The sequence below is a fragment of the Xenorhabdus bovienii SS-2004 genome, assembly GCF_000027225.1.
Taxonomy (GTDB): domain Bacteria; phylum Pseudomonadota; class Gammaproteobacteria; order Enterobacterales; family Enterobacteriaceae; genus Xenorhabdus; species Xenorhabdus bovienii_C.
In genome coordinates this window covers 1,677,332-1,691,926 of sequence record NC_013892.1, presented here as the reverse complement: position 1 = coordinate 1,691,926, position 14,595 = coordinate 1,677,332, and the positions used below count along the sequence as shown (strand labels likewise).

Below are 14,595 nucleotides of genomic sequence, written 5' to 3'. Positions count from 1 at the left end.
CGGAAAATTGGAACTGAGAATCTATAATGAGTGACTATAAAGACACCCTGAACCTACCGGAAACAGGGTTCCCGATGCGCGGGGATTTAGCCAAGCGCGAACCAGATATGTTAAAACGTTGGTACAAAGAAGGTTTGTATCAGGCGATTAGAAAAGCGAAATCTGGTAAAAAAACATTTATTTTGCATGATGGCCCTCCATATGCAAACGGCGATATTCATATTGGTCACTCAGTCAATAAAATTCTCAAAGATATTGTTATTAAGTCCAAAGGGCTGTCAGGCTACGATTCGCCTTATATTCCTGGTTGGGACTGCCACGGTTTGCCGATTGAGCTCAAGGTTGAGCAAATTATTGGCAAGCCGGGGGAAAAATTTTCCGCCGCTGAATTCCGTGCTGAGTGCCGCAAATATGCAATGAGTCAGGTCGAAGTACAAAGAGCCGGTTTCATGCGTCTGGGGGTTCTGGGCGACTGGGATAAACCTTATCTGACGATGGATTTCAAAACCGAAGCCGATATTATTCGTGCTCTGGGACGTATCATCGGCAATGGTCATTTGCTGAAAGGTGTTAAACCTGTTCATTGGTGTACTGACTGTGGCTCCTCCCTTGCAGAAGCCGAAGTTGAATATTACGACAGAACTTCGCCTTCCATTGACGTTCGCTTCAAGGCCGTTGATGCGGACGCGGTGTATGCCAAATTTGATATACAGTCTCCTGGCCTGCCGGTTTCTCTGGTTATCTGGACAACCACACCGTGGACATTACCAGCTAACCGCGCTATTTCTCTGAATGCCGAAATCACCTATCAGTTGGTCAAAATAGAAGACGAGTGCCTGATTCTGGCGGCAGAACTGGTTGAATCCGTCATGCAGCGCGCGGGCATGACTTCATGGCAAGTGCTGAGTGACTGTACTGGTGCGGATCTGGAACTGCTGCGCTTCAACCACCCATTCATGGGCTTCGACGTTCCTGCAATTCTGGGTGATCACGTTACGCTTGAAGCCGGTACAGGTGCGGTACATACTGCGGGTGGTCACGGCCCGGACGACTACTCCATCAGCCTGAAATATGGCCTTGAAATTGCGAACCCAGTCGGGCCGAATGGCTGCTATATCTCTGGTACTTATCCTTCACTGGATGGCGTATTTGTCTTCAAGGCGAACGATATTATCGTTGAACTGCTGCAAGAAAAAGGCGCTCTGCTGAATGTGGCAAAATTACAGCACAGCTATCCTTGCTGCTGGCGTCACAAAAAACCGATCATCTTCCGTGCTACTCCACAGTGGTTCATCAGCATGGATCAGAACGGTCTGCGTGAACAATCCCTGAAAGAGATCAAAGGCGTTGAGTGGATACCGGGCTGGGGGCAGGCACGTATTGAGTCAATGGTAGAAAACCGTCCGGATTGGTGTATCTCCCGTCAGCGTACATGGGGCGTACCAATGTCCTTGTTCCTGCACAAAGAAACGCAGGAACTGCATCCACGTACACAAGAGTTGATCGAAGAAGTTGCCAAGCGTGTTGAAGTTGGTGGTATTCAAGCATGGTGGGATCTGGATACCGCAGAATTACTGGGCGCTGACGCCGCTGATTACGTCAAGGCACCGGATACGCTGGATGTTTGGTTTGATTCAGGAAGCACTCACTCCTCTGTTGTCGACGCTCGTCCAGAGTTCCACGGCAACTCAGCCGATATTTATCTGGAAGGCTCCGATCAGCACCGCGGCTGGTTCATGTCCTCATTAATGCTGTCTACAGCGATTAAGGGCAAAGCACCTTACCGCCAAGTTCTGACTCATGGATTCACGGTGGATGAACAGGGACGCAAAATGTCCAAATCCATCGGTAATACCGTCAGCCCGCAAGATGTGATGAACAAACTGGGTGCAGATATTCTGCGCCTGTGGGTGGCATCCACTGACTATTCTGGTGAAATTGCGGTTTCTGACGAAATCCTGAAACGCTCTGCTGATGCGTATCGCCGTATTCGTAACACCGCTCGTTTCCTGCTGGCAAACCTGAATGGTTTTGACCCGGAACAACATATGGTGAAAGCGGAAGATATGGTCGCGCTGGATCGTTGGGCGGTAGGCCGTGCTCAGGCAGCACAGGCTGACATCCTCAAATGCTATGACGAATATGATTTCCATTCCGTCGTTCAACGTTTGATGCAGTTCTGCTCCGTAGAAATGGGTTCATTCTATCTGGATATCATTAAAGACCGTCAGTATACCGCGAAGAGCGACGGTCTGGCGCGTCGTAGCTGCCAGAGCGCCTTGTTCCATATCGCAGAAGCACTGGTTCGCTGGATAGCGCCGATCCTTTCCTTCACCGCTGATGAAGTCTGGAATGAACTGCCGGGCAACCGCGCCCAGTATGTCTTTACTGAAGAGTGGTATGACGGGCTGTTTGGTCTGGCAGATGGCGAAGATATGAACGATACTTTCTGGGCTGAATTGCTGGAAGTACGTGGTGAAGTGAACAAAGTTCTGGAACAGGCTCGTGCTGATAAACATATCCGCAGTTCACTGGAAGCCGCAGTTACCCTCTATGCTGACGAATCGCTGGTAGAAAAACTCAACAAACTTTCTGACGAATTGCGTTTTGTCCTGCTGACTTCTCAGGTAGAAGTTGCCACTTATACTACAGCGGGTGACGATGCACAGCAGAGTGAACTTAAAGGCTTGAAAATTGCTTTCCGCAAAGCGGATGGAGAAAAATGCCCACGTTGCTGGCACTATGCTAAAAATGTGGGGCTGGTGGCGGAACATGCAGAACTTTGCGGCCGCTGTGTGACTAACGTTGCCGGTAACGGTGAAGAGCGTAAATTTGCCTGATGAATAAACCCATTTGTTCCACTGGTCTTCGCTGGCTTTGGCTGGTTGTAGTGGTATTGATACTGGATTTAGGAAGCAAACAGTTAGTGTTGCAGAATTTCACACTATATGAATCCACGCCATTGATACCTTATTTCAATCTGACTTATGCTCAGAATCCGGGGGCTGCGTTCAGTTTTCTCGCTGATAAGGGCGGCTGGCAGCGCTGGTTCTTTGCATTGGTGGCTATCATCATTTCTGCTGTACTGCTGGTGATGATGTACCGCTCTAGTGCCAAGCAGAAACTGAGTAATGCTGCTTACGCCTTAGTGATTGGTGGGGCATTGGGGAATTTGTTCGATCGGCTGGTACATGGTTTTGTTGTCGATTTCATCGACTTTTACGTCGGGGAATGGCACTGGCCCACTTTTAATATTGCAGATTCTGCGATCTGTATCGGGGCGGCTTTCATCATCATAGAGAGCTTTATCAGCCCGGATGACAAGAAAACAGCATCGAAATCACAATAAGAAATCAGCCCCGGTCAACGGTACTGGGGCTGATAATTTCATCTATACCCAATCAGTTTTAATGGGTATACGTGTAATCATTTTTGAGTAATAGGTGTGAGCAATATGTCAACGCAGGTGCAAGTGCACAGTGCAGTTTTATTACACTTCACATTAAAGCTGGATGATGGCTCAACGGCAGACTCGACTTACAGTCAAGGTAAGCCTGCATTATTCCGCTTGGGTGATGGCAGCCTCTCCGCGCCATTGGAACAGCAGCTTCTTGGCTTGAACGTGGGTGATAAACATCAATTCACGCTGGCGGGTGAAGCCATTTTCGGCAAACCCAACCCTGATTTGGTGCAATACTTTACACCCCGTGATTTTGCCGACGCCGGTATTCCTGAAGTAGGAACCATCATGCTATTTACTGCTATGAATGGCAGTGAAATGCCGGGTTTAGTCAAAGAAGTGGCTGAAGGTTCCATCATCGTTGATTTTAACCATCCGCTGGCTGACCAAAACATCACTTTTGACATTGAAGTGTTGGAGATTGACCCTCAGTTGGAGGAAAATCATGCAAATATTGCTGGCTAATCCCCGTGGTTTCTGTGCTGGTGTTGATCGTGCCATCAGCATCGTTGAACGTGCGTTGGAACTGTATGGCGCACCGATTTATGTTCGTCATGAAGTGGTTCACAATCGTTATGTGGTTGACAATCTCAGGGAACGTGGCGCTATTTTCATTGAAAACATTGCAGAAGTCCCTGATGGTGCGATCCTGATCTTCTCAGCACATGGTGTTTCTCAGGCTATTCGTGCGGAAGCCCGCTCCCGTAATTTAACCATGCTGTTTGATGCTACTTGCCCACTGGTGACAAAAGTGCATATGGAAGTGGCACGGGCGAGTCGTAAAGGCAAAGAAGCGATTCTGATCGGTCATGCAGGCCATCCTGAAGTGGAAGGCACGATGGGACAATACAATAACCCTGAAGGCGGCATGTATCTGGTGGAATCACCGGCAGATGTGTGGAAACTGCAAGTTAAGGATGAAAATAACCTCTGCTTTATGACCCAGACGACGCTTTCTGTGGACGACACATCAGAAGTGATCGATGCGCTGAATGCACGTTTTCCGAACATTGTTGGCCCACGCAAAGATGATATCTGTTATGCCACGACTAACCGTCAGGAAGCGGTTCGTGACTTGGCATCAGGCGCCGATGTGGTCTTGGTGGTCGGCTCGAAAAATTCATCAAATTCAAACCGTCTGGCTGAACTGGCACAGCGGGTAGGTAAACCTGCTTATTTGATTGATTCGGCGGATGATATCAAATCAGAGTGGATCAAAGGTGTGGACGCCATTGGCGTAACTGCGGGAGCATCGGCTCCGGATATCTTAGTTCAGCAGGTTATTGAACGTTTAAGAGCCTTTGGTGCGGATATCGTCACCGAACTGCATGGACGTGAAGAGAATATTGTCTTTGAAGTGCCAAAAGAATTGAGAGTTGAGGTAAAAGAAGTTAATTAAATTTATTTTAATTAATATTCTTCCCAAAATATTAAAGGGTCTACCATAATCAACTTACTTTATTCATGGTAGACCTTCATACTCTATAGAGTGTATAACCTGTGGCTTATCATGATATGGCTGCTGTTTAGCATTTTTTATAACACTCTTCCTGATCTCTGTTTTTCTAATGGTTAGCCTCTAATGCTGGTGCTGCCAGTCCTCGCCAGTTAAGCTGTTAAACAATTTGCTTTATCACCTCAATTAAAAACGATTTATAGCGAGGACTTTATGGCTGATACAGATATTCGCGTTGCTGTTGTAGGTGCAGGTGGCCGTATGGGGCGTCATCTCATTCAGGCAGCCCAGCAGTTGGATGGCGCTACGCTCGGTGCGGCGCTGGAGCGTTCAGGTTCTTCATTAGTGGGAACAGATGCGGGAGAATTGGCAGGTATCGGCAAGAATGGTATTACCGTCAGTGATGATTTGCATGATGTTATTGAGCATTTTGATGTCCTGATCGATTTTACCCGACCAGAAGGTACACTCGCTTACCTCGCAATCTGCCGCCAGTATCGCAAGGCAATAGTCATCGGCACGACAGGGTTTGATGACGCAGGTAAACAGGCGATTGAAGACGCTTCTCGTGATATTCCTATCGTTTTTGCCGCTAATTTCAGTGTCGGTGTTAATCTGGTGCTGAAACTACTGGAAAAAGCAGCCACAGTGATGGGGGAGTATACAGATATCGAAATCATTGAAGCTCATCATCGTCACAAAGTGGATGCTCCGTCAGGAACAGCGCTGGCAATGGGGGAATCTATCGCCCATGCTTTAGGGCGTGATCTTAAAACCTGTGGGGTCTATGCCCGTGAAGGCCATACTGGTGAGCGTGACCCGAAAAGCATCGGATTTGCGACGGTGAGGGCGGGCGATATCGTTGGAGAGCATACCGCAATTTTTGCGGACATTGGTGAGCGTGTAGAAATAAGTCACAAAGCTTCAAGCCGTATGACCTTTGCTAATGGAGCTATTAAAGCTGCAATATGGTTGAATGCGAAAAACAATGACCTTTATGATATGAAAGATGTCCTTAACCTTAAAAATTTATAATTATTTGTGTTTATAACTAATTGTAATTACGTAATTATTTTTGTGTAATTACGTAATTTTTCGATTTATTTGGTTTTTATTATGATAGCCTGAATTTTTATTCGTTTTTATAGTGATAATTTGACTTTTTGTTACTTTTTTTCCATTGAAATGGAAAAGCCACACTGTTTTTCTGTTTTAAAATTTTATTTCATATTAATCGACTGTTTTAACCTACTTTTTTGTTCTTTTCAGGTGTATTCACTCAATGTAGGGCTGAGGTTTGTAAAAAAGCTAATGAAAAAGGTATTTTTTGTAGACAATCCCCTCTCTCGTCATTAAAATGCGCGCAATTTGCCAAAATTTTGACAAAAATCATCAATTGGCATTGATTCAAAGGATTATTTCTGAATTAATATGCATCGGATGCGACTTGTTATTCATTCTGGAGGGCGTTTTGATTAAGTCAGCTATATTGGTTCTCGAAGATGGAACCCAATTTCATGGTCGCGCCATAGGTGTAGAGGGTGTGGCTGTTGGAGAAGTGGTCTTCAATACCTCAATAACCGGATATCAAGAAATACTTACCGACCCTTCCTATTCCCGCCAAATTGTTACTCTTACTTATCCCCATATTGGTAATACCGGCATCAATGCCGCTGATGAAGAATCCCCCGCCATCCAAGCCCAAGGTCTGGTCATTCGCGATTTGCCTTTAGTGACCAGCAATTTCCGCAGTGAAGAAAATCTGTCTGATTACCTGAAACGCCACAACATTGTTGCCATTGCTGATATTGATACACGCAAGCTGACCCGCCTGTTACGGGAAAAAGGTGCTCAGAACGGCTGTATCATTGCGGGTAATGAGGCAGATGCTCAAGTTGCTCTGGAAAAAGCGAAAGCTTTCCCTGGTTTGAAAGGCATGGATCTGGCGAAAGAAGTCACCACCGAACAATCTTACCCGTGGTTACAGGGAAGCTGGACATTGGCAGATGGGCTACCGGAAGTTTGCAAAGAGCAAGAATTACCGTATCACATTGTGGCTTATGATTTTGGTGTCAAACGTAACATCCTACGCATGTTGGTGGATCGTGGCTGTCGCGTAACGGTTGTTCCTGCCCAAACCCCCGCGGATGAAGTGCTGAAAATGGCACCGGATGGCATTTTCCTGTCTAATGGCCCCGGCGATCCAGAGCCTTGTGACTATGCTATTGAAGCAATTCAGGCTTTCTTGAATACCGAGATCCCAGTATTTGGTATCTGTTTGGGGCATCAGTTACTGGCGCTCGCCAGTGGCGCAAAAACGGTGAAAATGAAATTTGGTCATCACGGCGGCAACCATCCTGTTAAGGACTTGGAGAACAATGTCGTCATGATCACAGCACAAAATCACGGTTTCGCTGTTGATGAAAGCACCTTACCAACGAATCTGCGTGTGACTCATAAGTCACTATTTGACGGCACACTGCAAGGTATCCATCGCACTGACAAACCTGCATTCAGTTTTCAGGGGCATCCTGAAGCAAGTCCTGGCCCACATGAAGCCGCTTCACTGTTCGACCATTTCATTGAATTGATTGAACAGCATCGTCAGAACCACGTTCAGAACACCAAGTAATCAGGAGCAGAAGAAAAATGGCAAAACGTACTGATATTAAAAGTATCCTGATCTTGGGTGCGGGTCCGATTGTTATCGGTCAGGCTTGTGAATTTGACTATTCCGGCGCTCAGGCTTGTAAAGCGTTGCGGGAAGAAGGCTATCGCGTCATTCTGGTGAACTCCAACCCTGCAACCATCATGACCGATCCGGAAATGGCGGATGCGACCTATATCGAGCCAATCCATTGGGAAGTGGTACGCAAAATTATTGAAAAAGAGCGTCCAGACGCAATTTTGCCAACCATGGGCGGGCAAACTGCCCTGAACTGTGCACTGGAACTGGAACGTCAGGGCGTACTGACAGAATTTAGCGTGACCATGATTGGTGCAACCGCTGACGCGATTGATAAAGCAGAAGATCGTCAGCGTTTTGACAAAGCGATGAAAAAAATCGGGCTGGATACTGCGCGTTCTGGTATCGCCCACACGATGGAAGAAGCGCTGGCAGTGGCAGAAGACGTTGGCTTCCCTTGTATCATTCGTCCTTCTTTCACTATGGGCGGAAGCGGCGGCGGTATTGCTTATAACCGTGAAGAATTTGAAGAAATCTGTGAGCGCGGTCTGGATCTTTCCCCAACCAACGAATTATTGATCGATGAATCATTGATTGGCTGGAAAGAGTATGAAATGGAAGTGGTGCGGGATAAAAATGACAACTGTATCATCATCTGTTCGATTGAAAATTTCGATCCAATGGGTATCCATACGGGTGACTCTATCACCGTAGCGCCAGCACAAACACTGACTGACAAAGAATACCAGATCATGCGTAACGCTTCGATGGCGGTACTGCGTGAGATTGGTGTAGAAACTGGCGGCTCGAACGTTCAATTTTCAGTGAACCCGAAAAATGGTCGTTTGATTGTGATTGAGATGAACCCACGCGTATCTCGTTCATCTGCGCTGGCTTCCAAGGCGACGGGCTTCCCGATCGCAAAAATTGCGGCAAAACTGGCAGTGGGTTATACCCTTGATGAATTAATGAATGACATCACGGGTGGCCGTACACCGGCATCTTTCGAGCCTTCTATCGATTATGTCGTTACCAAGATCCCGCGTTTCAACTTTGAAAAATTTGCTGGCAGCAATGACCGCCTGACAACTCAGATGAAGTCTGTCGGTGAAGTGATGGCGATTGGCCGTACTTTCCAGGAATCCATGCAGAAAGCGCTGCGTGGTCTGGAGGTCGGCGTGACCGGGTTCGATCCTAAAGTCAATCTGGATGATCCACAGTCACTGACCAAGATCCGCAGCGAATTGAAAAGCGCTGGCGCTGAACGCATCTGGTATGTCGCCGATGCTTTCCGCGCGGGTATGTCTATTGATGGCGTTTTCAACCTGACTAACATTGATCGCTGGTTCTTGGTACAGATTGAAGAACTGGTGCGTTTGGAAGAGCAGGTGGAAGAACAGGGCATTAATGGCCTGACGTTTGATTTCCTGCGTCATCTTAAGCGCAAAGGCTTTGCGGATGCACATTTGGCGAAACTGGTCGGCGTATCTGGCAAAGAGATCCGCAAATTACGTCACGATTACAACTTGTATCCGGTTTATAAACGTGTTGATACTTGTGCGGCAGAATTTTCGACCGATACCGCTTACATGTACTCCACGTATGAAGACGAATGTGAATCCAACCCGAACCATGACAAGCCGAAGATCATGGTATTGGGTGGTGGCCCGAACCGTATCGGGCAAGGCATTGAATTTGATTACTGCTGTGTACATGCGTCACTGGCACTGCGTGAAGACGGTTACGAAACCATCATGGTGAACTGTAACCCAGAAACTGTTTCAACGGATTACGACACTTCCGACCGTCTCTATTTTGAACCCGTGACACTGGAAGACGTGCTGGAAATCGTCCGTGTTGAAAAGCCAACCGGTGTGATCGTCCAGTATGGCGGCCAGACGCCATTGAAACTGGCGCGTGAGTTGGAAGCGGCCGGTGTGCCGATTATCGGCACCAGCCCGGATGCTATTGACCGTGCAGAAGACCGTGAACGTTTCCAGCAGGCTGTCAATCGTCTCGGTTTGAAACAACCTGCGAACGCTACCGTCTCCACCATCGAACAGGCGGTTGAGAAAGGTAATGGGCTTGGCTATCCGCTGGTGGTTCGTCCATCTTACGTGCTGGGTGGACGTGCGATGGAAATTGTCTATGACGAAACTGACCTGCGTCGTTACTTCCAGAATGCAGTCAGCGTATCCAATGACGCTCCCGTATTGCTGGATCGCTTCCTTGATGATGCGGTTGAAGTCGATGTTGATGCTATCTGTGATGGTGAGCGTGTCTTGATTGGCGGTATCATGGAGCATATCGAACAGGCAGGGGTTCACTCCGGCGACTCAGCGTGTTCACTACCAGCTTACACGTTGAGTCAGGAAATTCAGGACGTGATGCGCCAGCAAGTTGAAAAACTGGCTTTTGAATTGCGTGTCCGTGGTCTGATGAACGTGCAGTTTGCAGTGAAAAATAACGAAGTGTACCTGATTGAAGTGAACCCGCGTGCGGCACGTACCGTTCCTTTTGTTTCCAAAGCGACCGGTCTGCCGTTGGCAAAAGTAGCTGCACGGGTGATGGCGGGTCAATCTCTGCTGAAACAGGGCGTCACTAAGGAAATTATTCCTCCGTACTACTCTGTAAAAGAAGTGGTTCTGCCGTTCAATAAATTTCTGGGTGTTGACCCCATTTTGGGACCGGAAATGCGTTCTACAGGTGAAGTTATGGGTGTTGGCCGCACTTTCGCTGAAGCCTTCTCCAAAGCGATGCTGGGCAGTAGCTCCACGATGGGCAAGCACGGCCGTGCCCTGTTGTCTGTACGTGAAGAAGATAAAGAGCGCGTTGTTGATTTGGCCGCTAAACTGCTCAAACAGGGCTTTGAACTGGATGCGACCCACGGTACAGCGATTGTGTTGGGTGAGGCGGGGATCAACCCACGTCTGGTGAACAAAGTTCATGAAGGGCGTCCGCATATTCAGGATAGAATCAAAAACGGTGAATATAACTATATCGTTAATACCACCGCAGGCCGTCAGGCCATTGAAGATTCAAAACTGCTGCGTCGTAGCGCACTGCAATATAAAGTGCATTATGACACCACCCTGAATGGTGGTTTTGCGACTACCATGGCACTCAGTGCAGATCCCACTGAGCAGGTGATTTCTGTACAGGAAATGCACGCAAAAATCACAGGATAAAATACCGTCAGCTTTGACAGTATCCTGCTGAAAAAACGGCTTCCCCAAAGTTGATTATTCAACGAGCAGGGAAGCCGTTTTTTTTAATCAATCCTTGAATGGTCATCATAAGATTCCCTGCCAAAATACAATCTGAAGCAGATGGAATAGATCATGCCATGTAACAGTGCAATTACGATAGAACCGTAAGCGACAATATTGGGAATGGAAACGCTGACAATCGGAACTCTATCAAAGCGAAATATATACATATGAACAGCTATCGCAACTACCGTCAACATAATGCCAGAGACATTCTGATGAACATGATTTGATAATAGGAACCGTTTCACCAAAAAGAAAAAAGGGATCAGCATTAATAAAGAAATCATGATGTAAGTCATTATTATTTGCCTTAAATATTATTTAAGTTTAACGTTGTGAATATTAATATAAGTTACTATCATGAAGGACGCATTTTTTATGCATGTTACTTATATTAATGTTATTTGAAGTAATAAAATAATCCTAGACCAGATAATATAAATAAATAATCAACATGGTTACTATTTATAATATCGATTTATCTAATGATTTTTGGTGTTTGAACGGCAGTTTATTCGTGAGGTGCGGATGAACATTTGCATGGCCTGAGCTCTATTTTTGCGAGTTCAGGCCTTATATGGATTAAACAATGGGATATTTATTCAAGTGAATCTTATCCGTATTGATATTATTTGACGTGATCGCCAGTATAAATATCGGGGTTTGGCCCTATTCGTTTGCCAATATCCAATTCAGCCATAGCCGTCAAATCTTCTTTTTCCAACCTGAAATCAAATACGTCAAAGTTCTCTTTAATACGAGAAGGCGTGACAGATTTAGGAATGACAATCATGCCGCAGTCAAGGTGCCAGCGAATCACGATTTGTGCAGGAGTTTTTTCATATTTAATGGCCAGATGTTGAACCAATGGGTTGTCAAAGACGCCTTTTCCGCCTTGTGACAATGGGCTCCAGGATTCAGTTGTAATATGGTGAGTTGCATTCCACGAATGCAGTTGTCTTTGCTGCATCAGAGGGTGCAATTCGATTTGGTTGATAGCAGGAATGACGCTCGTTTCTGACATCAAGTTCTGTAAGTGTTCAATGTGAAAATTACATACACCAATACTACGAGCCAGACCGGATTCTTTCAGTTCAATAAGCTGTTTCCAGGCTTCAACATATTGATCCTGATGGGGAACAGGCCAGTGAAGTAAATAGAGATTGATGTAATCCAGTTGCAGCTTATCCAAACTTTCTTCTAATGCCGCTTTGGCATCTTGGTGGCGATCATTCCAGAGTTTAGTGGTGACGAAAATTTCTTCACGCGGAATATCGATTTCCTTTAATGCTTTGCCGACTCCGCTTTCGTTGTGATAAATCGCCGCAGTATCAATGGAACGATAGCCAACCTCCAGGGCAGTGTGAATAGCTTTAACAACTTGCTCATTACTCGTTTGCCAAACGCCAAGTCCCAATTGTGGCATAAGATTCCCATCAACGAGCTTAATAATTGTCTGCTGATCCATTTTTTATCTCCTTTAGGTTACGTCACTTTTGGATCGAGTATAACGACTTCGGGATAAATAAAACGTGATTCAAGGTATTGTTTATTATCAGTTTAATGACGATTGACAACCAAAATAATGTTAGTGAAATAGGTAAATACTTTGCTATGTCGACAATATTTTAAATAAAGGTAAGCGACAAGTATGCTTACTTACTTTTTTTTTGATGATGTCTTTTTGTGACGCCAGTACATCAACAGAGAAGCGAAAAGCCCGCTGAACAACAGAATGATAGGCAGGATCATCAAAATATTCATGACCAGATCCTGATGTGCTTTGACGAAGGGGATCTGATTCAAGATATAGCCAAAACTCACGATAATCATGACCCATAAGAAGCCACTTAACCAATTAAAAAATTGAAAACGTTTATTATTTAGACCAGAAATACCGGCAAATGTTGGCAGGAGAGTGCGGACAAAGGCCAAAAAGCGCCCGACAAGTAAAGCGGACAAACCATGTTTAGCAAACAACACGTGGGCACGCTCGCGATATTGGACAGGAAGCTGGGCAAGCCAGTTTTTGACAATTCGAGTATGGCCGAGCCAGCGCCCCTGTAAGTAACCCAGCCAGCATCCCAGACTGGCGGCGATGGTCAGCAATATAACCGTAGGGATGAAGCTCATGACGCCTTTGGCAATCAGGGCACCAGAAAGTACCAGCAGGGTATCGCCGGGTAAAAAAGCGGCTGGCAGTAAGCCGTTTTCCAGAACCAGAGTGACAAAGAGGACACCATAAATAATCCAGATAACCTCGGGATTGGCGAGTTGGGTAAAATCATGTTGCCAGAGCGCATGCACGATCTCGCTTAATATTTCCATTATCTATCCTGTAATTTCTGCGAGTCATTAAAAATACATGCCAACCAGTGTACCGGAAAAACGCGGAAGGGGAGTTGATTTGATTCAGCATCGAGTTTGATTCAGTTTAAGAGAGAGGAAATCAACCGTGGCTATCTGCAACAGAAAGACAGCCATGATTTTTGTAAAGATTTCTGGAGTACGGTCTTTTGGGGCTAAAGGGGTGCAATACGGGCAAAACCGGCTGCAAGATCGTCAATCAGGTCTTGTGGGTTTTCCAATCCGATATGCACGCGAAATAATGTTCCCGTCTTTTTGAGGGGATCGTATCGACGCAGCGAAGTGAGCATGTCAGGCTGAATACCCAGAATCAGGGATTCAAATCCGCCCCATGAAAATGCCATTTTGAAATGATGTAAATTATCCAGATACTCAGCGAATTGCTGAGGGGTCAGTTCGACCTTCAGCAGGAAGGAAAATAACCCGCTGGCGCCGGTGAAATCACGCTGGAAATAATGATGCCCCGGACAAGAAGGCAAAGCGGGGTGATAAACTTCGGCAACTTCTGGCCGCTGGGCGAGCCATTTGGCGATGTGCAGGCTGCTCTCTTCATGATGTTTTAAGCGAATTGCCAGCGTACGTAATCCACGGGTTGCGGTATAAACTGTATCGGGATCGGCAATTTGACCCAGTAGATACGAACTTTCTCTGAGTTGATCCCAGCAGCGTGCATTAGCGACCGCCGTCCCCAGCATGCCGTCTGAATGACCAATGATATATTTTGTGGCCGATTGGATGGAAATATCGATGCCAAAATCCAGCGCTTTAAAGAGAATGCCGGCCGCCCATGTATTATCGATGATAATGACAATCTCAGGATTGATCTGGCGGATAGTACGCACGATGGACGGAATATCCTGCACTTCCATGGTGAGAGAGCCGGGGGATTCAAGAAAAACGACTTTTGTGTTTGGCTTAATCAGTGATGCGATCCCTTCTCCGATCATCGGGTCAAAATAATCGGTAGAAATGCCCATCTTTTTGAGGATGTGATTACAGAAATCTTGCGTCGGCTCATAAGCACTCCCTGTCAGCAGAACATGATCGCCAGTTGCCACAAAGGCCAGAATCGAATGGGTGATCGCTGCTGCGCCGGAAGGATACAGAGCACAGCCTGCACCGCCTTCTAGCTCCGTCATCGCTTCCTGAAAGGCGAAATGAGTCAGAGTGCCACGGCGTCCATAGAATAACTCACTCTTAGCCCGGTTTTTCAACGCATGTTTCAGGTCTTCGACGGTGTCGAAAATGATGGATGAAGTGCGTTGAATGAGGGGATTGACAGCACCCTGAGTATATTTTTTCTTTCTGCCTGTACTGACCAATAAGGTCTCCAGTTTCTTTTCGGTCATATAAG

The 14,595-nt window shown here is 46.4% G+C and carries 11 protein-coding genes; 7 read left to right on the top strand and 4 right to left on the bottom strand.

Translation table 11 applies throughout. From position 1 onward, the window contains the following. Positions 1-26 precede the first annotated feature (26 nt). From ileS to carB, 7 genes are all read left to right on the top strand, one after another. The gene (gene ileS / locus XBJ1_RS07400; protein ID WP_012988226.1) at positions 27-2,840 is read left to right on the top strand and encodes an isoleucine--tRNA ligase; all 2,814 of its coding nucleotides are present in this window, start codon (positions 27-29) and stop codon (positions 2,838-2,840) included. Beyond that, on the top strand, positions 2,840-3,349 hold the full coding sequence (gene lspA, locus XBJ1_RS07395; RefSeq protein ID WP_012988225.1) for a signal peptidase II: 510 nt from the start codon (positions 2,840-2,842) through the stop codon (positions 3,347-3,349). The genes ileS and lspA overlap by 1 nt, the downstream gene beginning before the upstream one ends. A gap of 105 nt (positions 3,350-3,454) precedes the next feature. Next, positions 3,455-3,925, top strand: coding sequence for an FKBP-type peptidyl-prolyl cis-trans isomerase (gene fkpB / locus XBJ1_RS07390; protein ID WP_012988224.1), 471 nt, complete (start codon positions 3,455-3,457; stop codon positions 3,923-3,925). Continuing rightward, positions 3,906-4,859, top strand: coding sequence for a 4-hydroxy-3-methylbut-2-enyl diphosphate reductase (ispH, locus tag XBJ1_RS07385; RefSeq protein ID WP_012988223.1), 954 nt, complete (start codon positions 3,906-3,908; stop codon positions 4,857-4,859). The genes fkpB and ispH overlap by 20 nt, the downstream gene beginning before the upstream one ends. A gap of 270 nt (positions 4,860-5,129) precedes the next feature. Then, positions 5,130-5,951 (top strand): 4-hydroxy-tetrahydrodipicolinate reductase, encoded by an 822-nt coding sequence (gene dapB / locus XBJ1_RS07380; protein WP_012988222.1) that lies wholly within the window; start codon positions 5,130-5,132, stop codon positions 5,949-5,951. Between the two features lie 436 nt (positions 5,952-6,387). Next, positions 6,388-7,548: a glutamine-hydrolyzing carbamoyl-phosphate synthase small subunit gene (gene carA / locus XBJ1_RS07375; protein WP_038198643.1), complete on the top strand. Its 1,161-nt coding sequence runs from the start codon at positions 6,388-6,390 to the stop codon at positions 7,546-7,548. Positions 7,549-7,565: 17 nt separating this feature from the next. Then, entirely contained in the window at positions 7,566-10,790 is a 3,225-nt protein-coding gene (gene carB, locus XBJ1_RS07370; RefSeq protein ID WP_012988220.1) for a carbamoyl-phosphate synthase large subunit, read from the top strand. An 83-nt stretch (positions 10,791-10,873) separates the two neighbouring features. Here the strand turns inward: carB and XBJ1_RS07365 are convergent, their stop codons facing one another. The 4 genes from XBJ1_RS07365 to metC form a co-directional block, all read right to left on the bottom strand. Beyond that, complete coding sequence (locus XBJ1_RS07365; protein ID WP_232503313.1) at positions 10,874-11,161, bottom strand: hypothetical protein; 288 nt, start codon at positions 11,159-11,161, stop codon at positions 10,874-10,876. 341 nt (positions 11,162-11,502) lie between these two features. Further along, a complete protein-coding gene (dkgA, locus tag XBJ1_RS07360; RefSeq protein ID WP_012988218.1) occupies positions 11,503-12,342 on the bottom strand; it encodes a 2,5-didehydrogluconate reductase DkgA in 840 nt (279 codons plus the stop codon). Between the two features lie 191 nt (positions 12,343-12,533). Further along, the gene (locus XBJ1_RS07355; RefSeq protein WP_012988217.1) at positions 12,534-13,202 is read right to left on the bottom strand and encodes a DedA family protein; all 669 of its coding nucleotides are present in this window, start codon (positions 13,200-13,202) and stop codon (positions 12,534-12,536) included. 194 nt (positions 13,203-13,396) lie between these two features. Further along, positions 13,397-14,590, bottom strand: coding sequence for a cystathionine beta-lyase (gene metC, locus XBJ1_RS07350; protein WP_012988216.1), 1,194 nt, complete (start codon positions 14,588-14,590; stop codon positions 13,397-13,399). Positions 14,591-14,595 lie beyond the last annotated feature (5 nt).

Excerpts from the sequence above, each read along its gene's own strand:
- dkgA (WP_012988218.1), bottom strand. The coding sequence starts at position 12,342 with ATGGATCAGCAGACAATTATTAAGCTCGTTGATGGGAATCTTATGCCA.
- lspA (WP_012988225.1), top strand. The coding sequence starts at position 2,840 with ATGAATAAACCCATTTGTTCCACTGGTCTTCGCTGGCTTTGGCTGGTT.
- XBJ1_RS07365 (WP_232503313.1), bottom strand. The coding sequence starts at position 11,161 with ATGATTTCTTTATTAATGCTGATCCCTTTTTTCTTTTTGGTGAAACGG.
- XBJ1_RS07355 (WP_012988217.1), bottom strand. The coding sequence starts at position 13,202 with ATGGAAATATTAAGCGAGATCGTGCATGCGCTCTGGCAACATGATTTT.
- metC (WP_012988216.1), bottom strand. The coding sequence starts at position 14,590 with ATGACCGAAAAGAAACTGGAGACCTTATTGGTCAGTACAGGCAGAAAG.
- carB (WP_012988220.1), top strand. The coding sequence starts at position 7,566 with ATGGCAAAACGTACTGATATTAAAAGTATCCTGATCTTGGGTGCGGGT.
- fkpB (WP_012988224.1), top strand. The coding sequence starts at position 3,455 with ATGTCAACGCAGGTGCAAGTGCACAGTGCAGTTTTATTACACTTCACA.
- ispH (WP_012988223.1), top strand. The coding sequence starts at position 3,906 with ATGCAAATATTGCTGGCTAATCCCCGTGGTTTCTGTGCTGGTGTTGAT.
- dapB (WP_012988222.1), top strand. The coding sequence starts at position 5,130 with ATGGCTGATACAGATATTCGCGTTGCTGTTGTAGGTGCAGGTGGCCGT.
- ileS (WP_012988226.1), top strand. The coding sequence starts at position 27 with ATGAGTGACTATAAAGACACCCTGAACCTACCGGAAACAGGGTTCCCG.